The sequence below is a fragment of the Streptomyces sp. NPDC053432 genome (assembly GCF_055585365.1).
The window spans coordinates 1-23,875 of record NZ_JBVJKF010000024.1; the positions used below are offsets into that span (position 1 = coordinate 1).

Consider the following 23,875-nt stretch of genomic DNA (forward strand, 5'->3'; position numbering starts at 1 on the left):
ATCGGGGCGGCCTGCGCGGGAACCGTGGCCAGCATCGAGCCGGCGACACCCAGGGCGAGGACGGAACCCGCGAGGGTCTTCTTCGAAGCGGCGATGCGGCGGATGACGGCGTTGGACACGGAAAAGACCTTCCGACGGGAACAGGAGCAGTCGCGGGCACACCAGAGGCATGCGTGAGCCACTCACGCCAAGGAGAGGGGATCGTGGGCGGCGGGTGAAGCACCCGTGCCGCCCGGCGACTCATCCAGTTCTACCGACGCCCCCGACCCCTGGCAACGAGCCCACCTACTAGCCGCCCTCGCAGGACAAGCGCAACGACCCCACGGACACATCCCGAGGGGGCGGCCCTGCGGCACCTTCCGGGAACCACTACCCCGGCTCGTATGTGACGTGGGTCCTGTGGGGCGCCTCACCGCCGGACGGCCCGGATGTCACCGTCCGCGTCCGTCCGTACCCCCTGCGGTCCTCCGCTCAGGGGGCCGGGCTCGCCATGAGATGGCGCTCCAGCCAGTCCGCGGCGGCGCGCCGGTAGGTGCGCCGGTTGTCCGCCCGCAGGAAGTCGTGGCCTTCGTTGCGCAGGGTCAGCAGTTCCGCCGGAACCCCTCGCTCGCGGGCCGCGCGGACGAACTGTTCCGATTCCGTCGGCGGCACATTGGTGTCGTGCTCACCGTGGATCGCCAGCACCGGGGCCCGCAGCCGGTCGACGCGGCTCATCGGGGACAGGGCGCGCAGCAGCTCGCGGTCGTGTTCGGGGTGGCCGTACTTCGCGGCGGCGGACTGCGCGATCCACGGTTCCGTACCCGCGAAGAACGTCGCGAAGTCGGACATCCCGCAGACGGCGACCCCGGCGCGGAAGAGCTCCGGATGCCCGACCAGCGACGCCATGGTGAGGTAGCCGCCGTACGAGCGGCCCATGACACCGAGCCGCAGCGGATCGGCGTAGCCCAGCTCCACAGCGTGTGCGGCGCAGTCCGCGATGTCGTCGATCGCCGCGAACCGGCCGGTGCCGAGATCGGCGTCCACGAAGCTGCGGCCCCAGCCGGACGAGCCGCGGACGTCGGGGGCGAAGACGTCCAGGCCGCGGCCCAGGAGCTCGTGGTAGACGGGGTTGAACACCGGCCGTTCCTGTTCCTCCGGGCCGCCGTGCAGGTGGATCACGCAGGGGGCAGGCCGGCCTGGATCGCGTTCCGGCGCCCTGTAGTACCAGCCGCCGAGTACCAGTCCGTCCCGGGCGCGGCAGCGCAGGGGCTCGGGGCGTACGGGAGGCCGCCCGGGCGGGGCGGCCTGCCGGTCGGGCGCCGACCAGCCGGTGCGCACGGGGGCGAAGCCGCCGTCCAGCTCCCAGATGCCGGGCCTGCGTCGCGAACCGGACAGCGCGGCGAACGTGCCGCCGCGTCCGACCGCCGCCAGCCGGGTGACCACCTCGTGCGGCAGGACCGGGCGGTGGTGCGGTCCGACGCCGGCTTCCGCGGCCGCGGCGGGCAGGCCTACGCTTTCGAGTTCGGTCGCGCCGTGGACGTTCCAGGCGAGGAGGGCCCAGCGGCCGTGGTCGGGGAGGGCCAGCAGGTCGAGGCCGGACCCTTCGCGCGCGGCTGCCCAGGACGGTGCCAGGGGCGCCCCCTCGGTGTCGAGCGGGACCCTGAGCAGGGCCGCGAATTCACGCTCGGTGTCACTGCGCAGCCACAGTGTCCGCCCGTCGGCGGAGAACCGGCCGATCCAGGGGTCTCCGTCGGCGACGCGCACGGCGAACGTGGTGCGGCGCGACGAGGTGTCCCGTACGAGTGCCTCGCGATGGCCCCTCGGTCCGCGGCGGACCAGCGCGAAGCGGCCGTCCGCGCTCATGTCGCACACGCGCAGGGAGGCGGCGCCCGTCTCGCTGTAGAGCAGGACGGGGGTGTGCGTTCCGTCCGGGTCGACCAGGTAGGCGGCGAGTCCGCCCTCGGCGGGGGCACCGCCGAGGGCGGACTCGGGCCCGCCCCTGGGGCCGAGGAGGGTCGCGGGGCCGCCGCGCTCGGTCCATTCCGGTGCGGGGGCGCCTTCTCCGCCCGCGGCGGCGTCGGCGGCGTCCTCGGGAAGGTGGCCGGTCCCGCCGTGGCCGCGGCCCTCCTCGGACGGCCCGCTGACCGTGACGGCCAGGGCCGTGCCGTCGCGGGTCCAGCAGCCGAGGTGGGCGGAGCCACCCGCCTCCGCGCCCGCCAGCACGCGGCGGCCGGTACCGTCCGGGCGCACCGCCAGTACCTGGGTGTGCTCGCTTCCGCCGGGCGCCACGGTGTAGGCGATCCAGCGCCCGTCGGGGGACCACGACACCTCCGTCACCGGGTCGGGTCCGGCGTCGAGGACGTGGGCGTCGGTTCCCCGGGCGGGCCCGCGCCAGAGCTGCGGTACGCCCGCGCGGTCGCAGATGAAGGCCACGTGCTCGCCGCCGGGGTCGGCCGAGGGGTACCAGCAGCCGTGGGCGGGGAGGAGGGTCGGCGGATCCGCGTGGTGGTCGTCCGTCACCCGCACGGGCGCGGGAGCCGGAGCGGGGGCGGCCGGGGGCACTGTGCGTTCCAAGGGCGTGTCCGCCTTTCCAGGGGCTCCTGCTCTCTCAGGATCGCTCGGATCAGTGGATGCCGTGCGCCTGCAGCCAGATCTCCAGCGAGGCCACCTGCCACAGCGTGCTGGCCCCTCGTCTGGCGCGGTGCCGGCCGGGTGCTGCCAGCAGCCCGGCCACGTACTCCTGGTCGAAGATCCCGCGCCGACGCGCTTCGGGGGCGGCCAGTGCCTCGCGTACGCGCTCCAGTACCGGCGGGGCCATGTTCCGCACCGCCGGGACCGGGAAGTAGCCCTTGGGCCGGTCCACGACGCCCGGGGGCAGGATCTTGCGTCCGATGTCCTTCAGCACGGCCTTGCCGCCTTGCGCGAGCTTGAGTTCGGAGGGACAGGCGGCGGCGAGTTCGACCAGTTCGTGGTCCAGGAACGGCACCCTCGCCTCCAGTCCCCAGGCCATCGTCATGTTGTCGACGCGTTTGACCGGGTCGTCGGGCATGAGCGCGTGGATGTCCATCCGCAGGGCCGCGTCCAGGGCCGTCTCGGCGCCCGGGGTGCCCATGTGGGACCGGACGAACTGCATGGAGACGTCGTGGGCCGGGGCCGCGTGGGGGCTGAGCATGGCGGTGAGGCGGTCATGGTTCCGGTCGGTGTACACGTCCGCGTACGCCTCGGCGGCGTTCTCCCGGGACGCCGATGCGATCGGCGGATACCAGTGGTAGCCGGCGAACACCTCGTCCGCGCCCTGTCCGCAGAGGACGACCTTGACCTCGCTCGCGACCTGCTCGGACAACAGGTGGAACGCGACGGCGTCATGGCTGACCATCGGCTCGCTCATGGCGCCGATCGCGGCCTCCAGTGCCTCCGGAAGCCGGTCGGAGGACACCGTGTACCGGTGGTGCTCGGTGGAGAAGTGCCGGGACACCAGGTCCGAGTACGGGAACTCGTCGCCGGACTCGCCGTTCTCCGCTTCGAAGCCCATGGCGAACGTGGCGAGGCCTTCCTGCCCCTGCTCGGCCATCAGGGCCACGATCAGGCTGGAGTCCAGCCCTCCCGACAGGAGCACGCCGACGGGCACGTCGGCCACCGTGCGCCGTCGTACCGCCGTCCGCAGGGCGTCGTGCACGGCTTCCCGCCACAGTGCCGGATCCTCACCGAGTTCGGGCCGGCGGGTGTACGAGGGCTGCCAGTAGCAGTGGTCCTCGCGGGAGCCGTCGCTCTCGATCACGCGGACGGTGGCGGGCGGCAGCTTCCTGACCCCGGTCAGCACGGTGCGGGGCGCCGGCACCGTGCCGTGCCAGCTCAGGTAGTGGTGCAGGGCCTGGGGGTCCACGGACGTGTCCACCCCTCCACCGGCCAGCAGGGCCGGGAGGGAGGAGGCGAACCGGACGCGCTCGGCGTCCTCGGTCACGTAGAGGGGCTTGATGCCCAGCCGGTCACGGCCGAGCACGACACGGCCCGTGCGGTGCTCCGCCACCGCGAAGGCGAACATGCCGACGAGGAACTCCACGCACCGGCGTCCCCACTGGGCGTAGGCCTTGACGAGCACCTCGGTGTCGGAGTCCGAGAAGAAGCGGTGCCCCATCGCTTCGAGTTGGCCGCGCAGTTCACGGTAGTTGTAGACGCAGCCGTTGAAGACCGCGGTCAGGCCCAGCCGCGGGTCGGTCATGGGCTGGCCGCCGCGCTCCGACAGGTCGATGATCTTCAGCCGCCGGTGTCCCAGGGCGACCGCTCCTTGCGACCAGACGCCCCGGCCGTCGGGTCCCCTCCGCTCCAGCGCGTCCGTCATGCGCTCGACGGCGGCGAGGTCGGGACGGCCGCCGTCCAGGCGCAGCTCACCGCTCAGGCCGCACATGAGGCACCCCCGGCGCTGCCGCGAAGCGGTCGTCCCTCCGACGCCCTCTCCCCGGAGGGCTCCTCCTCGTACTTCATGGTTCTTCGTCTCCTTGTCCCTCCGGCCGGTGCCGTGCGGCCCGGCCGGCCGGGCGGTCGGCTTGTGGGGCGCCTGCCCGGCCCCGCCGCCCCTTAAGCCCGGGGTCTGCGGCGGAGGCGCGCGGACGCGTGCCGGTGCGGGAGATTGGGCTGTGGCGGAGTGGGTAGGCGGGCACGGCCCTGCGGTCGTGACCGGCCGGCCGGCCGGTCCGTGAGGACGGGAGGGTGAGCCATGGATCCATTGGCCGCGTATCTGCGCCGGACAGCGACATCCCCGTTCCTGGAGGAGGTCGAGGTCCTGCGGATGGACGGCTCCGTCCGCGCTTCGAGCGGCCGTTTCCTGACGACCGTGCAGGAGGGCAGGCGGCTGGCCGGGCTGTTCGCGTCGCCCGCCGACGCCGTCGCCGACGGGCTGGTGGTCGGCGGCGTGCACTACACCGCGGCGGAAGCGGGTCCGGAACTCCTGCACGCCAGGAACGCCGACGCCGGGGTCGTCGCCGTGCGGAAGCCGCCGTTCATCGTGGTGGGCCTGTACGGGCAGGGACAGCACGCCGGGGACGCCGCGCTGGCACTGGAGAACCTCGCGAACCTGCTGGCCGCCCGCATCCACTGAGGGGCCCGGCGGTGTGATCGCGGCGGCCCCGGGGGAAGGGGGAAGGGTATGCCCCACGACGCGTCTCCCCACGACACAGCTCGCCACGACACACCTCCCCGCGACTCTCTCCTGCGCAGGCTGCTGAGCAGGCGGCACGACCCCGTGGTCGTGCAGAGCGTGCGTTCCACCGGGGCCGCCGTGGTGTCGTACGTCGTGGCGCTCCGGCTGAGCAGCGAACCGGCGCCCCTGACGGCCCCGCTCACCGCCCTGCTCGTGGTCCAGGTGACCCTGTACTCCACGCTCACCACCGGGGTACGCCGCGTGAACTCGGTCGTGGCGGGGGTACTGATCGCCATCGGCTTCAGCGCGCTCGTGGGCCTGACCTGGTGGAGCCTCGGCCTGGTCATCCTGGCCTCGCTGGTGGTCGGCCATCTGGTCCGGGTGGACGAGTTCGTCCCGGAAGTGGCGATCAGCGCGATGCTGGTCCTCGGCGTCACGCGGGTGGCGGACACCGCCTGGGACCGGGTGCTGGAGACGCTGATCGGCGCGGTGGTCGGCCTGGCGTTCAACCTCCTGTTCGCCCCGCCCGTCTGGGTGGAGCCCGCCAGCCGGGCCATCGACGACCTCGCCGCCCGGATGGCGGCCCTGATGACCGGCATGGCGAACGAGCTCTCCGGGCGCACCACCGTCGCCGACGCGGCGTCCCGGCTGCACGAGGCGCGCCGGCTCGACAACGACATCGCCGGGGTCGACTCCGCGCTGCGCCAGGCGGAGGACAGCCTGCGCATGAACCCCCGGGTCCGGGAAGGGCTGATGTTCCGGCTGGTGCTGCGCACGGGGCTGGACACGCTGGAGATCTGCGCGGTCGTGCTCCGCGTCTCGGCGCGGGCGCTCACCGACCTGGCGAAGGCACGTGCGGACGAACCGTTGTTCGCTCCCGAAGTGGCGGGCGCCGTGCGGGACCTGTTCGGGCACATGGCGCTCGCGGTGCACAGCTTCTCCCGGCTGATCACCGCGCAGGTCAGCACCAACGCCGAGGAGCAGGAAGAACGGCTCACACAGGAACTGGGCATGGCGCGCGAGAGCCGCGATCTCATGGCCGGCCTGCTCCTGGAACAGCTGCGCAGCTCACCCGCTCAATGGCAGTTGTACGGGGCCCTGCTCGCGGACGTGGACCGGGTGCTGGACGAGCTCGACGTGGACAAGCGGTCCCAGCGGCTCATGGAGGAGCTGGACCGGCATTCCAGGCTGCGCCATGAGCACGGCACCCGGATCCACCGCGCGGTGCGCCGCGTGAGCCGCCGATAGGGCCCGCCGACAGGACCCGCCCGGCGGGGCGACGGCGCGGCTCAGCGGCATGAACGTGACGATCCGGGGAAGGTGCACGCGTCCCGGGGGGTGACGATCGGGGGCACATGAGGAGGTCATCATGACGTCGACGCGCGGCAGCCACCCGCACAGGACCGTCCGCCACACCGGTCAGGCACCGGAGACTCCGTGGCAGGACTTCGACGACCTCATGGACCGGATGGTCGGCCTCTTCCAAGCGGGCCGCCCCGCCGGACGGGAACGGGGCGAGGCCGACGAGGAACCCGGGCCGGACGTGTGAGCCACTGAGCCACGGCAGGCGGAAGAAGGAGGCGAGGGTCATGACCGTAAACGGCGCCCGAGGGGACGACGTCCACCAGCCCCAGCAGGAGGCGGAGCCCGGCGAGTCGCAGCCGGACATGGAGAACGCCCTCGGTGAACCCGATCTCGACGCGACGCTGGACACGGGGTACTCACCGCCCGACCGCCCCGTCGCCGCGACGCGGTACGGCACCACCGGCCGGGAACAGGAGGCCGGTGAGACCCTCGACGAACGCCTCGCCCAGGAGGAACCGGAGGGCGAGGCCATGGCCGACGACGCGCACGTCATTCCCTGGGGCAGCCCTGCCGGGGACCCGGGCGACGACATGACCCTCGATCCCGGCGGCGACGTGACCACGGCGGGCCGGGAGCGGGCGGGCCGGATGGCTCCGGTCGACGAGGGACCGCCGGTGCGGCACATCTCCGTACTGGCCCAGGACGCCGGGATCGACGGCGGGGCGGCTTCCGCGGAGGAGGCTGCCATGCACGTCGTCGAGGAGGAAGCGGAGGAGGAGTGAGCCTGCCGCTGCCTCGCCGGCGCCGTACCGGCCCGGACAGGACCGGTACGGCGCCCCCGGAGCCCGGGGGGGGGAGGGACGGGTGGACGGGCTCAGACCGCTTCGGCCAGGACGGCGTCGATCAGCTTCCGCTGTTCCTCGGAGAGGTAGGGGTCGTGTAACTCCATCAGCTTGCCGTCGATCTGGACGAAGTAGCTGAAGCCGTCGGGCACGGGGCCGCGTCCGGCCGGGCCCTCGCTGCTGAGCGCGTCCTCGGCGAGCCGCTCCAGTTCGGCGCCGTCGGTGCGGCAGTACGTGTCCAGGGCAGCGGTCAGCTCCCCGCCCGCGAATCCGCCGGTGCGTGTCACGGTGATCAGCATGATGGAACCTCCTCGAACATCACGCCGCCGGACAGGCCGCACGGGCCGGGGGCGGCGCACGGATGTGGACACACCTCGTCTGCCCCCGGAACCCGCGTTCGCACGGCGCGGCGCGCCATCGGCGCACAATGGCCGAAAGCGTGCGTGCAGACCTTCACGTCCTCACGGCCGCCTCCAGTCGGCCCCGGTCAGGTGGGAACCGGCCATCGGGCCCATCCGGAGCATCCCGCCGTCGACGGCCCAGGAGGCCCCGGTGACGTAGGAGGCCTCCGGGCCCGCGAGGAAGCCGATCACCGCGGCCACCTCGCGGGCGTCCCCCGGCCGGCCCAGCGGTATCCCGGCGCGGGACTCCCCCGCCACGTCCGTGTCCTCCTGGCCGGTCATCGGCGTCGCGATCTCCCCCGGGGCCACGGCGTTGACCGTGATGCCGTACTCCGACAGTTCCAGCGCCATGACCTGGGTGAGCAGTCCGAGGCCGGCTTTGGCCGCGCAGTACGGCGCCGCACCGACCCGCGGCTGGTGCTCGTGCACCGAGGTGACGTTGACGATGCGGCCACCGCCTCCTTGGGAGATCATGCGACGGGCCGCGCGCTGCGAGCACAGGAACGGCCCGACGAGGTCGACGTCGAGCACGTCGCGGACGGTGCCCGGCTCGATGTCCAGGAACGGGGTCGACGTGCCCGTGCCCGCGTTGTTGACCAGGACGTCGATCCGGCCGAGTTCGTCGGCGAGGTCGTCGATCACGGCTGCGGCGGCCGGCAGTTCGGTCAGGTCGAGGTGTGCGAGGGCCGCGTACCGGCCGTGGCCGCGGACCTCGGCCGCCGTCTCCCGCGCGCCCTCCTCGTCGCTGTGCCAGGTGATGCCCACGCTGAGTCCGGCCTGCGCGAGCCGCACGGCGGTGGCACGCCCGATGCCCGAGTCCGCGCCGGTCACCACCGCCGCGACAGGAGTCCACGCCCCCGGTTCGAATCCCGTCATCGCACTACCCTTCCGTCGATCGTGTGGTCGTCTGCACCGGGCCGGTGGTGTCCGCGCGTGCGAGCCAGTCGCCGGTCTCCGGGTCCCGGTGGGCCAGGCCCAGCCGGGCGAAGGCGTGCAGCCAGCCCTGCATGGGCCAGTCGCCCCAGCGCCGCCGGAACAGGGCGCCGTTGCGGAGGATGTCCTCCAGGTGCTGCACGGGCGGGTCCTGGACGGGGTGGTACTGGTGGTAGACGGGGGCCCCGCCGAGCCAGCACAGGCCGACGCCCGCGTGGTCCGCGAGCCGGCCGAAGTCGGTGTCCTCGCCCCCGTACCCGCCGTATTCCTCGCAGAATCCGCCGATGGCCCGCCAGGTGGTGGCGGTGACGGCGAACGAGAGCGACCAGAACAGGTTCGGGTCGCCGCCCGTGAGGACGCGGCCCGGGGCCGGAGCCGGCCGGGCGGGATGCGGAGCGGCCAGCGCGGGCAGTTCCGACAGCCGGTAGCCGGTTCGCGGCGGGGGCGGCAGGTAGGCGACCGTCCCGCACAGCAGCACGCCGTCGGTCGCCGCCCCGGCGTAGCGCGCGACGGTCTGCGGGCCGGGTACGCAGTCCACGTCGAGGAAGACCAGTACACGGGCTCCCCGCTCCATGGCACGACGGGCGCCGGCGTTGCGGGCGGCGGCCAGCGGCAGCCGCCCCGGGCACGGGACGGGTACCGGCAGCACGTGCGCCCGCGGCCTGCCCAGCTCGGCGAGACGGCCGGCGGCCGGATCGTCCATCGTGACGACCACGTAGTCGTCCGGTGCCCGGGTGCCGCGGCCGAGGGCGGTCTGCTGGAGCGCGAGGTGCCGGTGCCGCCCCGCCACGAGGGTGATGACGGCCACCGGGTCCGCGGCGTGCTGCCGCGCGCCGCCCTCCTCGGCCCTCAGCCGTCCCACGGTGCACCCGCCAGTGCGTCGAGGGCCCGGGCGGCCCGCCGGGCACCGTCACCCGGGGCCCAGCGCGCCCAGGCGGCGCCGTCGTGGGCGGCCGCCTCCTCGAGGAGGCCGGGCCACTGGCCCGGCTCGGGCCAGTGTTCCCGTACGACGGCCAGCCCGGCCCCGCGCAGGGCCCTTGCCGTGGCCCGCTGTTCGCCGTACGGCCGTTCCTGCGGCAGGACGACGGCGGGGCGTCGCGCGGCCGCGCACTCGGCGACGGCGTTCTGGCCGCCGTGGGTGACCACGACGTCGGCGGCGCAGATCCGCGGCCACGGGTCCGCGGCCCACGCTCCGAGCGGTGTGCCGAGCAGGTCCCACTGCCAGTCCGGGGTCGCGGCTCCGGCCGCCCGGACCTGCGCCGCGGTGATGCCGCTGCCGCCGGCTCCGAGCATGAGCAGGACGCGGCGCGTCCCGTCGGGGGGCGGAGCGGTGGCGTCCCGGCCGTCGTTCCGCGAGAACGCGCCCGCGTAGACGGTCTTGTCGTACCAGTGCGCGGGCCAGCCCGGCTCGGGGGCCGAGGCCGGCCAGGGGGCGAGCAGCCGCACCGCCAGGTCGTGGCCGAGCCGGTGCGCGGGATCGAGGCGGTCGCCGCGCATGGCCGCCACCACCACGGGAAATCCCATGAGCCGTGCCAGGCAGACGACTTCGACGGAGACGTCGCTCACCACCAGCGCGGGACGGGCCCGGGCGAGCCAGGCGGCGATGGCGGCCATGCGCCCCGTGTACCCGTCGTGACCGAGCGGCGCCCAGTGCAGTCGCCCCTGGGCCCCGGGGTCGACGACGGCCGTGCCGCCGGTGTCCGGGGGGAGGTGCACCCAGGGTCCGGGCCAGCCGGCCGGTGGGTCCAGGCTGGAGAGGCCGGTGATGGTGCAGTGCGCCTGCTCGGCGATGCACTGGGCACGGTGGAGGTGGCCGAGGCCCTGGTGGTGCACGTAGTAGCCGATCACTCCAACAGCTCCTCGTAGAAGGACTCGTAGCCGTCCGTCATGTGCCCGATGGAGCAGAACTCAGCGGCTCGCCCCCGGCAGGCGCGGCGGCTGAGCGCGCGGACCGGTCCGATCGCTTCGGCCAGTGCGGTCACATCGGGGTACGGGACGAGACGCCCGCAGTCAGGGGTGAGGATCTCGGCGAGGGCCCCGCGGTCGAATCCGCACACCGGGGTGCCGCAGGCCAGGGATTCCGCGACGACCAGTCCGTACGGTTCGTCCCAGCAGGGGGTGACGAGGGTGGCGGAGGCGGAGCCGACCAGGGCCGCCAGTTCCGCGCGGGCCAGGTGGCCCGCGTACCGGATGCGCCCGCCGAGGTGGGGGGCGACGCGTCGGTGGAAGTAGCTGCGGTCCGCGACCGGGCCGGCCAGCGTCAGCGGCAGGCCCGTCGCCCGGGCCGCCGCGATGGCGAGGGCCGCGCCCTTCTCCGGGACGATCCGGCCGTACCAGACGAGACCGCCGCCACCGGGGCCGCAGGGCCAGCGCCGCAGGTCTATGCCGTTGTGCACCACGCGGGCCGAGCGCACCAGGGGCTGCCAGGCGCGCGCCGTGTGATCGCTGACGGCGGTGAAGACTCCGGACCCCGTCAGGTCGGTCTGGATCGCGGACTCCAGCCACGGGGTGGGCGGGGTGTGGAGGGTGGTGACGACCGGTGCGGCCACGGCCGGCGCCATGGCGACCGGCAGGTAGTGCAGGCTGTTGTTGTGCACGAGGTCGTACGTGGGCCCGCCGGCGCCGTGCGCGAGGTCGAGCATCAGCCTCAGGTAGGCGTGGTGTTCGTCCAGTGCGGCCGGATCGGGCATGCTCAGGTCCGCCCGGGCGGCCGCGCTCAGGCGCGGGGTGTGCACGGCGAGTTCGCGTACGTCCAGCGCCGGGTCCGAACCCGGTGCGGCGAAGAGCGAGATGTGGTGTCCCCGGTCGCGCAGCGCCGCGGCGAGGGCCCACGTGTGCGCCTCCAGGCCGCCGGCGAACGGCTCCCGGATGGGATGGCGGGCCGACGCGATCAAGGCGATGCTCAGCCGGCGGCTCATGACAGGCAGCGCTCGTAGAGGGCCCGGTGGGCACCGGCCACGGCCTCCCGCTCGCGTGCGCGGTCACGGGGGTCGGCCCTCGGGGCGGGCCTCTGCGCGTGGGCCTGCCGTACGGCCGCTTCGAGGGACGACACGTCCAGACCGCCGGCGCCGTGCCGGTAGATGTGGCAGGGGCGTTGCTCGGCGTAGTAGCCGCAGTCCGGGGCCGCCACGGCGGTGCCCAGGTCGTGGCAGGCCTCCAGCCAGCCGGAGTGGGTGCCGAAGGTGTAGGGCAGCACCGACAGGTCAAGGGACTGCAGGTAGCTCCACAGGTCGGCGTCGTCGAAGTAGTCGTGCACCCGCAGGTCCAGCAGGTGGTCCCCGGCGAGCTCGGCCAGTCCCGCCACGACCTCGGGGGCGTGGGCGCGGGCGGCGGGGTCGTGGGTGTCGTTGTGGATGTCCACGCGCAGCCGGGCGTCGGGCAGGTTCGCGGTGATGGCGGCCAGTGCCCGGACGACCGGCAGGGGCGCCATGTTCGGGCGCAGGCTCTTCGCGTGCACTCCGACGACGAACTCGCTCCGGGGGCCGCGGGGACGGGAAAGCGCGGGCTCCTCGACGATGTGCGGGTGGGGCAGTACGTGGGCGGTGCGCTGCCAGCGGGCCGCGATCTCGGCGGCCGCTCCCGGTGTGAGGGTGATGAGGCAGTCGGCGGCGGGGATCAGGACGTCGAGGGCCGCGTCGTGGGCGCGGCGGTCGGGGTGGTGCGGGTTGCGCAGGTCGTGGACCGTCTGCACCAGGGGCTTTCCGTGGCGCCGCAGTTCGGCGACGAGGGCGCCCAGCCTGGCCGGGCTCTCGGCGTCGAAGCCGAAGTGCAAGTGGAACACGTCGAACGTCCGGTGGTTGGCGCGGACCCAGTCGGGGTCCAGCATGACGGGGGGCCACCACTGCTGGGAGGTGCTGGGAGCCCCGTTGGGGCGCGGGTCACCCAGCAGCGTCACGCCGTCCGAGCCGTCGGGCGCGTGGATGTGCCGTACGTACACGTGCCCGGCCGGGACCGATGCCACCTTGATCTCCCTCGGCCGCAGCCGGCCGCGTGGCGCGGCTCCGAGCGGGGGGCGGGCCTGAGACATGGCGTGGCCTAGTCTTCGCCGCGGACGATGTTCCACTCCGAGCCGGTCTCGGCTTGCGAGTGGACCTCGCCGGGGCCGTCACCGCAACGGGTCTGTCGCACCAGGGCGGGCCTGCACGTACGGACGCGTTCGTCGGTCGCGATCCGGGTACCGGTCGGCTGGGTGTCCGCCTGGAACTCCATGGCCGAACACCTCCTTGCTGGGTTGGTCGGGACGCCTCGTGGACGGCGTACTGACCGGCGCGTACCCATCGGGACCCGCCACATGCCCCGTGCACCACGCGTACCGCATGGGACGTCGGGGAGCGGGCAGGCGCTCGCCCCCGATGCTGCGACGTGTGGCGAGGCGGTGTGTACGGATGAACGCACGAGCGACAGCCCCCCTGCCGGGCAGCCGACTCATAGAGCCGGAGGAGCTGCTAGAGATCGCCTTCGACGCGGGCCGTGACTACCTGCGGTGGCGAGGGCGGCTCGCGGAGCGGGACGGCGAACGGAGCTGGGTCCGGCTGTTCCGCGCCGACGGCCTCGGGGTGTGGGCCCTCGGCTGGCACAGTCTGCCGCCGGGGGCGGCGTACCTCGACCACGAGCGGATCCGGGGCGCGGTCTTCGTCGCCCGGGGTGCGCTGACCCACGCCAGGGCCCGGCTGGGCAGCGCTCCGCACACCGACGAGGTCGGCGCGGGACGCGGATTCTGCTTCGACGAGACCTTCTACCACCGGATGCACGCGGTGCGTGAGGCCGGGCCGACGGTCACGGTGCACGTCTTCGCGTCCCCCGGCCCCGACGCCGTGGACTGCCCGGCGGATCCGGCGCTGCGCCTGGGCCTGCCCTGAGGGCGGGCCGGCGACGTCCCCGGAGCCGGTCCGCTCGGCGTTCAGGCCCCGACCGTCATCTCCGCGCAGTCGGTGACGACGGACGCGAGCGTGCGTCCGGCGGCGTGCAGCCGGCGTTGCGTGCGGGCGCCGTTGCCCCGTTCCTGCAGTTGTGCGAGGGCCTCGCGGACGTACTCGTCGTCACCGTGGTCCGTCAGCGCCTCACGTACGTGCTGGTACAGGGCGTCGACGGCGTGCTCGGCGCACGTCTCCCGCATGGTTTCCGGGTGCAGCAGGGGTCCGTCCAGACCTGAGCGTGCGGCCTGCCAGGAGGCCAGCCGCAGCAGGCTGGTCCCGACCCTGGCCGGGGGACGCCCCTCCTGCCAGGCGCGCGACGCCGTCTCGACCAGGCCGCGGACGAGGGCGGCGAGCAGGACGGGCGTGGCGGCGTCCAGGCAGACGTCCGCCACCCGGACCTCCACGGTGGGGTAGGTGGCCGACAGGCGCGCGTCGAAGTAGATCATCCCTTCGTCGCGCAGCACACCGGTGCCGATCATCGCGGCGACCTGCTCGTGGTAGCGGTCCGCGGAGCCGAAGAGCTCGACCGGACCGGCGGAGGGCCACCGGTTCCACACCCGGCCGCGGTAGCCGGCGTATCCGCTGTCCTCGCCCTGCCAGAAGGGCGAGTTGGCGCTCATCGCCGTCAGGACGGCCAGCCAGGGCCTGATGCGGTCCAGGACGGCGACGCCCTCTTCGTCCGAGTCCACCGATACGTGGACGTGGCACCCGCAGGTCAGTTGCTCCTGTGCGGTCAGTCCGAACTGTTCGCCCAGCCAGCGGTAGCGCCGGCCGGCGCTCAGCGAGGGCTGCACGGGCAGCGGTGACGTCGCCACCGCCGCGACGACGGCGCCGGCGCTCGCCGCGTGCCGGGCCGCCTCCCGGCGTATGCGGACGATCTCCTCCTGGAGCTCACCCATGTCCGTGACCGGTTTGGTGGCGAACTCCAGTTGCTCCTCCTGCAGTTCCTTCTCGAACGCGTGCTCCGGGCCGTCGGCGCCGGGACGGTTCCAGGCCAGGCGGTCCGCGGCCGCGAGGACGGCCCCCGAGACGGCGAGCGGGGCACCGCTGTGCGGGTCCACGAGCAGCAGCTCTTCTTCCACGCCTACGCTTCGCATGCCGCCACCCCTCGATCCGACCGTCAGATGCCCCGCGTCTGCCCCGGCCGCGCCGGGGCATGCCGCCGTGCGGGCCGTGCGGCGCGGGCGTGGTGGGCGTCAGCCCACCCGGCCGACATGGAGCACCACGATGGTGGCCGCGTCGGCGACGACGTCGGTGACGCGGTAGAGCATCCGGTACCGGCCGGCGTGCATCCGCCGCACGTCGGGCGAGCCGTACTCGGCGGTCCCGGCGGGCCGGGGCCGCGCCGCCAGCAGGTCGGCCGAGTCGAGGAGCAGGCGCAGGCCGTCCGGGTCGTCCCCCAGGAACCGCGCGGCCGCTTCCACGGCGGCCGTCTCCCAGACGATCCGGCTCCGGGGCCGGGCGTTCGATGCCGGGGCCCGCCGACGGGGTCCCACGGCGTCCTCGCCCGGGAATCCGTGCATGCCGGGTCCTCCGTTCCCACGGGGACCCCGGCACCTACCCGCCTTCCCGGCCTCCATGCCCGCCCCGGGTCCGGACGCGGCCACGAGGGCCGGGCCGGGACGGGCCTCAGTCGGACGTGGGCGCGCCCGTGATCAGTCCGAGGAGTCCCGGCAGTCCGCCTTCCGCCAGGGCCCGGCGCTGGCGGTCCGCGGGGGTGCCCTCCTGGAGCAGCCGGTGCACGAGGGAGCTCACCTGCCGGAGGTCACCGGCCGCCTCCAGGGCCGGGGTGATGTACTGCAGGAGGGAGCACAGGACGTCCCCGCTGCTGCGCGGCCGGCCCTGCGTGTCGACCAGGTGGCCGTTCAGGCCGTACCGGGCCGCGTGCCAGTTTCCGGCCTGGAGCAGCTCCGGGGCCGGACGGGGCCTGGGGAGGCCCGCCTTCTCGTCGGCGATCGCCGTGGCGACCAGCGCGCGGACGATGCCCGCGAGCATGACGGCGTCCTCGGCTCCCAGCTGCACGTCCAGGCACCGCACCTCGACGGTGGGGTAGCGATCGGAGAGCCGTGCCTGCCAGTACACCTGCCCCCGGTCGGCGATCACGCCCGAGTCCACGAGGGCGTCCAGACGCTGTTCGTAGTCGGCGGAGTCGTCGAAGTACGGAGGCGGTCCGCTGACCGGCCACCGGCCGAAGACGATCGTGCGCCAGCTCGCGAAGCCGGTGTCCTGTCCCTCCCACAACGGCGAGTTGGCGGACATGGCCAGCAGGGTCGGCAGCCATACGCGGATGCGGTCGAGCACCGCGACCCCCGTTCCGGGGTCGGGAACGGACACGTGGACGTGCATCCCGCTGATCAGCTGCTCGTCGACCAGCCGGCGGGCGTTCCCCTCCAGCCTCAGGTAGCGCGGCGTCGGGGTCACGGGGACCGGCCGGGTCCCGCGCACGGGGGCGGCGCCCGTGGCCGCGATCCGGCAGCCGTTCTCCTCCGCCGCCGAGCCGACCGCGTGGCGCAGGCGCAGCAGGTGCCCGCCCACCTCCTCCAGGTCGGTGCACACCGGGGTGGCCACCTCGATCTGAGCTTGCAGCAGCTCGTCCTGGATCTCGTCCCGTCCTGCGAGCGGGCTCAGGCCCGCTGTGCGGCGTACGCGCTCGACGAACGGGGCGGGGAGCCCGTTGGCCGGGTCCACCAGCAGGTACTCTTCCTCGACACCGACCGTGATCACATCCTGCGGCTTCCCCGTCACGTCATGATCACTCCCTCTCAGGCGAGCCGGAGGGCCACCAGGCAGGTGTCGTCCTCGTGGTCCTCGGGGGTGTAGGCGGCCATGATGCGGTCGAGAGCCGCCTGCGCGTCGAGCCCGCTGCACGACAGCAGCACCGAGCGGAGGGCGTCCACACCGTCGGTGATGTCCTCCCCGCGCCGCTCGACCATACCGTCTGTGTAGAGCAGCAGCAGGTCGCCCGGCCGCAGGGCGACGGTGTCGGTCGCGTACTCGTGACCGGGCAGCAGTCCGAACAGCGGCCCCCGGTGGTCCGTGGCGAGTGCCGAGGCGCGGCCGTCGCGCAGCAGCAGCGGTGCGGGGTGCCCCGCGGACGCCCACCGGTAGTGACGCTCCGCGTCCAGGTGGCCGATGACCCCGGTCGCCGTCTCGGCCGCCGGGTCGGCGCACAGCAGCTCGTTGAGCCAGGTGGCCAGCTGCCCGGCATGGGTGCCGGGGGCGTGCGCGAGCCCGGCGAGCGCGTGCCGCTGCTGCGCCATCCGGGCCACCGCGCCGAGGCCGTGGCCGCAGGCGTCGCCGATGGCGAGCAGGATCCGGCCGTCCGGGAGCAGCCGGCATTTGTACCAGTCGCCGCCGACGGCGGATTCCGCGGGCAGATAGGCCGCCGCGAAGGACAGGCCGAGCCGTGCCAGCTCCGCCGAGTGCACGGGCAGCAGCGCCTCGCGCAGCGCGGTGGCCACCTGGCGCTCGGCCGCCGCTTCCTCGCGCAGCCGTTCGCTCTGGCGCCGGGTGGCCGCGAGCCGCTGCCGGCTGCGCACCTGGGCGGTCAGGTCCCGGGCGATGAGGTGCAGGGCCCAGGGCAGTCCGTCCCTGGCGATGACGGGGTGACCCACCAGGTGGAGGGTGCGGACCTCGCCGAGCACCTCGAAGCGGATCTCCTCCCCGCCCGGCTCCTCGCCGTCGAGGAGCCGGGTCAGCATCTTGGCGAAGAGGGGCACGTCGTCGAGGAGCACCGCGTCGCACAGCTCCAGCATCGACAGGGGCCGCCCGGCCTCCGTACGGAAGATCGCGTGCAGCCCCTCGGACCATATGGTGCTCCCGGACAGCAGGTCCCACGTGCCCCAGCCCATGGAGGCGATGTACTGGGCGTCGAGCGAGAGAAGCTCCGTCCGGTTGCGGGCGGGCCTCCAGGTGACCAGGACCTTGTCCCCGCAGGACGCCGCGTCGTACAGCAGCTGCGTGCGGTGGAGGCCGTCGCTGCGCTGCTCGGTGTAGTCGACCGCGTGCGCCCGAAGGGCGCGGCCGGTGCCCAGGACGCCGGCGAGCGCGCCGATCAGGCCGCCTGCCGCCGCTCCGGGCTGGACTTCCAGGATCCGGCGCCCGATCTGCCGTTCGGGCGCCTCGAGCCACGGGGCGGAGCGCACGTGGTTGCCGGCCTTGACCGTAAAGTCCACGGTCGTGCCGTCCTCGTCGCGGACGGGTTCGAGGAGCGCGGCCGAGACGGGGATCGCGGGGAGCGTCGCGCACACGCAGGCCCAGGGGTCCAGCTCGCCGTCCGCCCCGTCGCCGCACGCGTGCCCGGGACCCTCCGGGCCGCCGCACGCGCAGACCGGCCCCGGCTCCTCGCCCGGAGGTCCGGGCTCGGGGCCGTCGTCGAGGCGCACTCCGGCGCCCCGGCGGGCGGCCGTGCGCAGGGCCGTGACCTCGCGCCGCACGAGCTGTTTGAGCGAGTCGCAATCCTGGGGAATCAGTGGCGTCATCGTCCTCACCGGCTCGGAGTGCGTGGGGGGTGACCGGTGCTGCGAGGCTGCGTCTGCCCCCTCAGCGGAGATCCATACGCCCCCGGGCCGAGGCCAGGCCCTCCGGCCCGGACTGCGGTGCCGGCGCGGCGTCCGGTTCGCTCCGCGGGCCCACCGTGACGCGCGGCAGCGCCTCGGGGTGCTTGTCCGCGAGCCAGGCGACGAGCTGTTCCCGTACCGCGCAGCGCACGGTCCACAGGTCGTCGGCGTCCTTGGCCGTGACGATGGCCCGCACGACGATCGTGGAGGGAGTGGTGTCGGTGACGGCGAGGTCCCAGCCGCGGCCGTCCCACTCCGGGCAGGCGTGCAGGATCTCCCGGACCTTGTCGCGCATGAGGCCGACGGGGGCGGTGTGGTCGCAGTGGAGGAAGACGGTGCCGGTCATCTGGACGCCGCCCCGGGACCAGTTCTCGAAGGGGCGGGTCGTGAAGTACGACACGGGCATGGTGATGCGGCGTTCGTCCCAGGTGCGGACGGCGAGGAAGGTGAGGGTGATGTCCTCCACGACGCCCCACTCCCCCGCGACGACGACCGTGTCCCCGAGGCGCACCATGTCGCCGAACGCGATCTGGAAGCCGGCGAACAGGTTGCCGAGGGTGGACTGGGCCGCGACGCCCGCCACGATTCCGATGATGCCGGCGGAGGCCAGCACGGAGGTGCCGAGCGCGCGGAAGCTGGGGAAGGTGAGCAGCATCGCGGCGACCGCGACCACCCCGACCACGGCGGTCACGACCCGCATGATCAGGGTCACCTGCGTACGGACCCGGCGGACCCGGGCCGGGTCGCGCGTCCCGGTCGCGTAGCGGGCGTAGCCGGACTCGACGATCGCGGAGGCCACCCCGACGATGAGCCACGCGCCGGCGCCGATCAGGACGAGCGAGAGGATCCTGCCGACCGTGGCCGCGTTGTCCTGCAGCGGCCGCCAGGCGGTCTGCCCGTAGGCACCCCTGAGCGACGCGGCGAGCAGCACGATCCGCAGGGCCGGACGGCAGCGGCGCAGCAGACTCCACAGGGGCGTTTCCGGGTGACGTGCGTCGGCCCTGCACAGCAGCCGGTCGGCGGCCCAGTCGGCGGCGAAGGTGAGCAGGAGCGAACCTCCCACGACGGACAGCAGGCGAAGAACGCTGTTCATGGCTCCTCAGCAGAGGTATGGGACAGGGACTTCCATGCCCCTGCCCCGAGCCCGGGAACTGACACGAGGGGTGCGTGGGATCACAGCAGGGATCACAGCACTCACAGGTCGCGCAGCGCGGGCAGCAGTTTCGCCTCGGCCCATTCCAGGAACGGCTGTTGGTGTTCGCCTCCGATCTGGACGAGGGCCACGTCGGTGAACCCCGCCTCCGCGTACGGCCGTACGGCGTCGACGAACGCCTCCGTGTCGTCGCCGCAGACGATGGCCTCGGCCACGTCCTCGGGCCGTACGTACTGGGTGGCCTGGTCGAAGCCGGCGGGGCCGGGGAGTTCGCCGTTGACCCGCCAGCCGCCCAGGGCCCACCGGAACTGGTCGTGGGCACGGGCGACGGCGGCGTCGCGGTCGGTGTCGTAGCAGACGGGCACCTGGCCGATGCGCGGCTTGCCCGCGCCGCCGTGCTCGTCGAACGCGTCCAGGAGTTCCCGCTTCGGCTCCGTGGCGATCACCAGGTCGCCGAGGCGGCCGGCGAGTTCGCAGGACCGGGAGCCGGAGACGGCGATGCCGATCGGGGGCGGCTGGTCGGGGAGGTCCCAGAGGCGGGCGTTCTCGACGTCGAAGTGGGCACCGTGGTGGCTGACGTCCTCTCCGGCGAGCAGACGCCGGATGATCTCGACGGCTTCCTCGAGCATCTCCAGGCGTACGTGGGCCGCCGGCCAGCCGGCTCCGACGATGTGCTCGTTGAGGTTCTCCCCCGAGCCCAGCCCCAGCCGGAAGCGGCCCCGGGACAGGAGCTGCATCGTCGCCGCCTTCTGCGCGACGACGGCGGGGTGGTAGCGGAAGGTCGGGCAGGTCACGTACGTCATGAGCGGGATCCGGGACGTGGCCTGCGCGGCGGCGCCCAGGACGCTCCACGCGTAGGGCGCGTGCCCCTGGGAGTCCAGCCACGGGAAGAAGTGGTCGGAGATGACGGAGAAGTCGAATCCGGCGTTCTCCGCACCGACCACGTGGGACACCAGCTCACGGGGTCCGGCCTGCTCGGTCATCATCGTGTATCCGATTCGCACCATATGGTGCGCCTGCCACGATCCCGTCCGCCGAAACCCCCGCGGGGTCAGAGTGCCGGCGGGAACCTGCCCCAGGCGCGGTGACGGGCCAGCGCCTCGCCCAGCCGCCGCACGGCCGGGGCACTGCCGTCGGTGACGGTGACCCCGGGGTCCCGGGGGCCGATGCCGGCGGCTTCGAGGACCCCGCGGGCGTCGTTCCACGCGCCGATGGCCTTGCCGTGGCGGTACGCCTCCGTGAGCAGCAGCAGAACGCGAGGATCGGAGCCGTCGGGTGCGGGTGATCCGGCCTTGGCGTCGCGCGCCCCGTAGGCGTCGGCGCCCGGGGCCGGATCACCGGCGCAGAGGACGGCGTCGAATTCGACGGAGCGGGCGGTGGCGAAGGTCCGCTGGACCGCGATGGGATCACCGGCGCCGTCGAGGGTGCCGCCCTTGGGCCCTATGACGAGGGGCACCATGCCCGCGTCCAGGATGTCCTGGCGGGCCGCCCGCACACCGTCCAGGTCGGCGTCCTCGTCGGCGACGATGCCGATCACGCGGCCGTCCGTCGGCCAGGTCTCGCCCAGTTGGGACAGGGCCGGGCTCGGCTCGGCCGCGACGAGCGGCACGGTGGCCTCCGGCGCGGGCAGGCCCAGGCCCTCCGCCACCTGCTCGCACAGCTCCGGGTCGATGTTCGCCAGCACCCTCAAAGTGCGTTCCTTGACCGCTTGCTCGAAGCATTTGCCGAGCTCGAAGGTGTAGGCGGCGACGATGTGTTCGCGCTCCGTCGGGCTCATGCTGAGCCAGAACAGCCGGGGTTGGGTGAAGTGGTCGGAGAACGAAAGGGGCGCTTCACGCGCCTTGCGCGCTTCGGCGATCTCGACGGGGGCTTCGACGAAGGCCCCGGTGTCGGCTCCGGCGAGGAAGGGGCAGCCGCCGTCGAGGCTGTTGGGCCGGTACGGTGCGACGCCGGTGTGGACCGCGGTCTGGTGCATCCCGTCGCGGAGCATGTCGTTGACCGGGGCGTGCGGCCGGTTGACCGGGATCTGACCGAAGTTCGGTCCGCCCAGGCGGCTGATCTGCGTGTCGAGGTAGGAGAGGAGCCGGCCGGCGAGCAACGGGTCGTCGGTGACGTCGATGCCGGGCACGAGGTGGCCAGGGTGGAATGCGACCTGCTCGGTCTCGGCGAAGTAGTTCTTGGGGTTGGCGTCGAGGGTCATCAGCCCGATGGGCTGGACCGGCGCGCGCTCCTCCGGGACGATCTTCGTGGGGTCGAGGAGGTCGATGCCCTCGAACGTCTGCTCCGGGGTGTCGGGGAACACCTGGATGCCCAGCTCCCATTGGGGGAACGCGCCCGCTTCGATGGCGTCGAAGAGGTCCCTGCGGTGGAAGTCCGGATCCGTCCCGCCGATGAGCTGTGCTTCCTCCCAGACCAGGGAGTGCACGCCCAGCTTCGGCTTCCAGTGGAACTTCGCCAGTGCCGTGTCGCCGGCGGCGTTGACCAGGCGGAAGGTGTGGACCCCGAAGCCCTCCATCATCCGGTACGAGCGGGGGATGCCGCGGTCCGACATGTTCCACAGGGTGTGGTGGGTGGCCTCGGTGTGCAGGGACACGAAGTCCCAGAAGGTGTCGTGGGCGCTCTGGGCCTGGGGGATCTCGCGGTCGGGGTGCGGTTTGCCCGCGTGGATGATGTCGGGGAACTTGATCGCGTCCTGGATGAAGAAGACGGGGATGTTGTTGCCGACCAGGTCGAAGGTGCCCTCGTCGGTGTAGAACTTCGTCGCGAACCCTCGGGTGTCCCGCACGGTGTCGGCGGAGCCGCGCGAGCCGAGCACGGTGGAGAACCGCACGAACACCGGCGTCTCCACGTCCTTGGCCAGGAAGCCCGCCCGGGTCACCTCACCCGCGGCTCCGTAGCCCCGGAACACGCCGTGCGCGGCGGCGCCACGGGCGTGCACGACCCGTTCGGGGATGCGCTCGTGGTCGAAGTGGGTGATCTTCTCGCGGAGATGGTGGTCCTGGAGCAGCACGGGCCCGCGCGGTCCGGCCTTGAGGGAGTGGTCGCTGTCGTACAGTCTGGCGCCCTGGGCGGTGGTCAGGTACGGCCCGCTCTGCGCCACCCGGGCCTGGTCCGCGCCGGTCGCCTGTCCGGTGGGGCTGACCGTCTCCGGCCCCTCCTGGTCGGGCTTCGGCGGCAGTGGCTCGGTGGGCCGCTCCGGTTCGTCCACGGGCGGGGACACCGGCCCGGGTGCGCCGGGCAGGGGGCCGTCGCCCGCGTCCGGGGTCGTGTGGGAACGCTCAGTCGTCATGGTCTCTCCCGAAGATCGTCATCACCTGCTCACGTGGTAGTCGCCTACCCGCCGGACCGGAATGAACCCTCCGGATCCGCGATCGCGTGGCGGGGGTTCAGATCGCCCGAAGGGTCCTCCGGGCGGCCGCGAGGGCCTCCCCCGTCGAGCCGTACACGCGGCCGGCCGCCCGGAGCGGGTCCCGCAGAAGAACGCGGCTGGACGAGGCCGGCGCCACGACAGAGAGCACGGCGCCTGCCGCCTGACAGGACCGCGAGGCGCGCAGGACCGTACTCAGGACGACCGGGGTGAGTACGTCGGGGACCTCCAGCACCAGGTGCCCGGGGCGGTAGGCGGTCAGGAGTTCGTCGAGCGCGAGGGTGGCCGCGGCGCGGCTGCGGATCGCGAGCCGGGCCGGCAGACGGACGAGCAGGGTCTCCCCGTCCACCGCACGGTGGGAGAGCAGCGCGGGCACGCCCGCGGGCCGCGCGACGGAGTCCACCGCCCCGGCCGGCTCGAGAAGGGGGCCGGCACCCCCGCCGTCCGGGACGGCGGCAGGTACGGCGTCGGCGGTCAGGGTCGGGCGCGCGGTGGTCATGGGCGGTGGTCTCCGTCTCGGCGGGCGAACGGGCGCCGTGGGGCGCCCGATTGATCGCGCGTATGCCCCGCGGTCGGACACTCATGCGCCCGGGGGAACGTTAGGCATATCATCTCGGATCGCTTTGCCTAAATGAGACATTTCCCGCCGTGTCTGTCGTTTGTCAGCGCGGGCCGTTAGGGCAAATTAGGCGGTCGTCGGGAGCCGTTACGCAGTCACCGAGAACAGCCAGCACCAAGGCGTTGTTCCTGAATATGAATGCGGAGGTATCGCGATTGTCGAAAATAAAAAAGAGCCGCGTGAGGTATCGCTGTCCCGCTTTGATCCTCGCGCTTTCAGTGACAGCCCTGTGCGCACCCTCCAGCCCGGCCCAGGCGGCTTCCTCCTACGGCATAAAGGCCGTCGCCATCGCAGCCTCGAAAAAGGGCGCCCCTTACGTCTACGGCGCCACCGGGCCCAGGGAATTCGACTGTTCAGGTCTCACCCTCTACGCCTTCCGGAAGGCCGGCCGACCCCTTCCCCGTACCGCGGACGCGCAGTACGAAGACACACTCCACATCTCGCGCACCCAACGCACCCCGGGCGACCTCGTCTTCTTCCCCAGGGGGAGCACCATGGGCCACGTCGGCATCTACGCGGGGCACGACAAGATCTGGCACGCCCCCAAGCCCGGCACACGCGTGCGGCTCGAACGCATCTGGACCGACACGGTCCATTACTCCCGCGCGAACTGAGCAGCCGGGATCGCCCGCCCGGAAGACGCGTCGCCCGGATCCGCGGCGCC

23 protein-coding genes are annotated in these 23,875 nt (G+C 73.3%); 6 read left to right on the top strand and 17 right to left on the bottom strand.

The annotated features are described in order from the left end of the window. Positions 1-471 precede the first annotated feature (471 nt). Positions 472-2,553, bottom strand: coding sequence for a S9 family peptidase (locus ACZ6Y1_RS30590; RefSeq protein ID WP_469637152.1), 2,082 nt, complete (start codon positions 2,551-2,553; stop codon positions 472-474). 49 nt (positions 2,554-2,602) lie between these two features. Beyond that, positions 2,603-4,384, bottom strand: coding sequence for an N-acetylglutaminylglutamine amidotransferase (locus tag ACZ6Y1_RS30595; RefSeq protein WP_469637157.1), 1,782 nt, complete (start codon positions 4,382-4,384; stop codon positions 2,603-2,605). A 309-nt stretch (positions 4,385-4,693) separates the two neighbouring features. Here ACZ6Y1_RS30595 and ACZ6Y1_RS30600 point away from each other — a divergent pair, with 309 nt between their 5' ends. The 4 genes from ACZ6Y1_RS30600 to ACZ6Y1_RS30615 all read left to right on the top strand — a co-directional run bounded on the left by ACZ6Y1_RS30600 (position 4,694) and on the right by ACZ6Y1_RS30615 (position 7,203). Next, complete coding sequence (locus ACZ6Y1_RS30600) at positions 4,694-5,074, top strand: profilin (protein WP_469637160.1); 381 nt, start codon at positions 4,694-4,696, stop codon at positions 5,072-5,074. Between the two features lie 48 nt (positions 5,075-5,122). Then, a complete protein-coding gene (locus ACZ6Y1_RS30605; RefSeq protein ID WP_469637163.1) occupies positions 5,123-6,364 on the top strand; it encodes an FUSC family protein in 1,242 nt (413 codons plus the stop codon). A gap of 121 nt (positions 6,365-6,485) precedes the next feature. Further along, a complete protein-coding gene (locus ACZ6Y1_RS30610) occupies positions 6,486-6,665 on the top strand; it encodes a hypothetical protein (protein ID WP_469637166.1) in 180 nt (59 codons plus the stop codon). Between the two features lie 40 nt (positions 6,666-6,705). Beyond that, entirely contained in the window at positions 6,706-7,203 is a 498-nt protein-coding gene (locus tag ACZ6Y1_RS30615; protein ID WP_469637169.1) for a DUF5709 domain-containing protein, read from the top strand. A gap of 92 nt (positions 7,204-7,295) precedes the next feature. On the opposite strand, the gene ACZ6Y1_RS30620 is transcribed toward ACZ6Y1_RS30615, so the two are convergent. The 7 genes from ACZ6Y1_RS30620 to ACZ6Y1_RS30650 all read right to left on the bottom strand — a co-directional run bounded on the left by ACZ6Y1_RS30620 (position 7,296) and on the right by ACZ6Y1_RS30650 (position 12,806). Next, positions 7,296-7,562: a protealysin inhibitor emfourin gene (locus ACZ6Y1_RS30620; RefSeq protein ID WP_469637172.1), complete on the bottom strand. Its 267-nt coding sequence runs from the start codon at positions 7,560-7,562 to the stop codon at positions 7,296-7,298. 162 nt (positions 7,563-7,724) lie between these two features. Next, positions 7,725-8,540 carry an SDR family oxidoreductase gene (locus tag ACZ6Y1_RS30625; protein WP_469637176.1) on the bottom strand — a complete coding sequence of 272 codons (816 nt, stop codon included), beginning with the start codon at positions 8,538-8,540 and terminating at the stop codon, positions 7,725-7,727. 4 nt (positions 8,541-8,544) lie between these two features. Beyond that, positions 8,545-9,459, bottom strand: coding sequence for a glycosyltransferase family 2 protein (locus tag ACZ6Y1_RS30630; protein ID WP_469637179.1), 915 nt, complete (start codon positions 9,457-9,459; stop codon positions 8,545-8,547). After that, entirely contained in the window at positions 9,447-10,445 is a 999-nt protein-coding gene (locus tag ACZ6Y1_RS30635) for a glycosyltransferase (RefSeq protein ID WP_469637182.1), read from the bottom strand. Before ACZ6Y1_RS30635 ends, ACZ6Y1_RS30630 begins: the two co-directional genes overlap by 13 nt. After that, on the bottom strand, positions 10,442-11,515 hold the full coding sequence (locus ACZ6Y1_RS30640; RefSeq protein ID WP_469637185.1) for a glycosyltransferase: 1,074 nt from the start codon (positions 11,513-11,515) through the stop codon (positions 10,442-10,444). Before ACZ6Y1_RS30640 ends, ACZ6Y1_RS30635 begins: the two co-directional genes overlap by 4 nt. Beyond that, complete coding sequence (locus ACZ6Y1_RS30645; RefSeq protein WP_469637188.1) at positions 11,512-12,558, bottom strand: glycosyltransferase family protein; 1,047 nt, start codon at positions 12,556-12,558, stop codon at positions 11,512-11,514. The genes ACZ6Y1_RS30640 and ACZ6Y1_RS30645 overlap by 4 nt, the downstream gene beginning before the upstream one ends. A gap of 74 nt (positions 12,559-12,632) precedes the next feature. Further along, positions 12,633-12,806, bottom strand: a complete 174-nt coding sequence (locus ACZ6Y1_RS30650; RefSeq protein ID WP_469637191.1) for a hypothetical protein — start codon at positions 12,804-12,806, stop codon at positions 12,633-12,635. 176 nt (positions 12,807-12,982) lie between these two features. Between ACZ6Y1_RS30650 and ACZ6Y1_RS30655 the strand changes: the two genes are divergently transcribed. After that, the gene (locus ACZ6Y1_RS30655; RefSeq protein WP_469637194.1) at positions 12,983-13,456 is read left to right on the top strand and encodes a cupin domain-containing protein; all 474 of its coding nucleotides are present in this window, start codon (positions 12,983-12,985) and stop codon (positions 13,454-13,456) included. 41 nt (positions 13,457-13,497) lie between these two features. Here ACZ6Y1_RS30655 and ACZ6Y1_RS30660 read toward each other — a convergent pair whose 3' ends face one another. From ACZ6Y1_RS30660 to ACZ6Y1_RS30695, 8 genes are all read right to left on the bottom strand, one after another. Continuing rightward, positions 13,498-14,610 (bottom strand): glutamate--cysteine ligase, encoded by a 1,113-nt coding sequence (locus ACZ6Y1_RS30660; RefSeq protein ID WP_469637197.1) that lies wholly within the window; start codon positions 14,608-14,610, stop codon positions 13,498-13,500. Between the two features lie 99 nt (positions 14,611-14,709). Beyond that, positions 14,710-15,036 (bottom strand): type II toxin-antitoxin system RelE family toxin, encoded by a 327-nt coding sequence (locus ACZ6Y1_RS30665; RefSeq protein ID WP_469637200.1) that lies wholly within the window; start codon positions 15,034-15,036, stop codon positions 14,710-14,712. A gap of 106 nt (positions 15,037-15,142) precedes the next feature. Further along, the gene (locus ACZ6Y1_RS30670; RefSeq protein ID WP_469637561.1) at positions 15,143-16,237 is read right to left on the bottom strand and encodes a carboxylate-amine ligase; all 1,095 of its coding nucleotides are present in this window, start codon (positions 16,235-16,237) and stop codon (positions 15,143-15,145) included. A 38-nt stretch (positions 16,238-16,275) separates the two neighbouring features. Beyond that, positions 16,276-17,994, bottom strand: a complete 1,719-nt coding sequence (locus ACZ6Y1_RS30675) for a PP2C family protein-serine/threonine phosphatase (protein ID WP_469637203.1) — start codon at positions 17,992-17,994, stop codon at positions 16,276-16,278. A 61-nt stretch (positions 17,995-18,055) separates the two neighbouring features. Then, positions 18,056-19,165, bottom strand: coding sequence for a mechanosensitive ion channel family protein (locus ACZ6Y1_RS30680; RefSeq protein WP_469637205.1), 1,110 nt, complete (start codon positions 19,163-19,165; stop codon positions 18,056-18,058). A 101-nt stretch (positions 19,166-19,266) separates the two neighbouring features. Then, entirely contained in the window at positions 19,267-20,232 is a 966-nt protein-coding gene (locus ACZ6Y1_RS30685) for an LLM class F420-dependent oxidoreductase (RefSeq protein ID WP_469637208.1), read from the bottom strand. A gap of 44 nt (positions 20,233-20,276) precedes the next feature. Further along, positions 20,277-22,514, bottom strand: a complete 2,238-nt coding sequence (locus ACZ6Y1_RS30690; protein ID WP_469637211.1) for a catalase — start codon at positions 22,512-22,514, stop codon at positions 20,277-20,279. Positions 22,515-22,611: 97 nt separating this feature from the next. Next, positions 22,612-23,091, bottom strand: coding sequence for a hypothetical protein (locus ACZ6Y1_RS30695; RefSeq protein WP_469637214.1), 480 nt, complete (start codon positions 23,089-23,091; stop codon positions 22,612-22,614). Positions 23,092-23,345: 254 nt separating this feature from the next. Between ACZ6Y1_RS30695 and ACZ6Y1_RS30700 the strand changes: the two genes are divergently transcribed. Beyond that, positions 23,346-23,825: a C40 family peptidase gene (locus ACZ6Y1_RS30700; protein WP_469637217.1), complete on the top strand. Its 480-nt coding sequence runs from the start codon at positions 23,346-23,348 to the stop codon at positions 23,823-23,825. Positions 23,826-23,875: the final 50 nt, after the last annotated feature.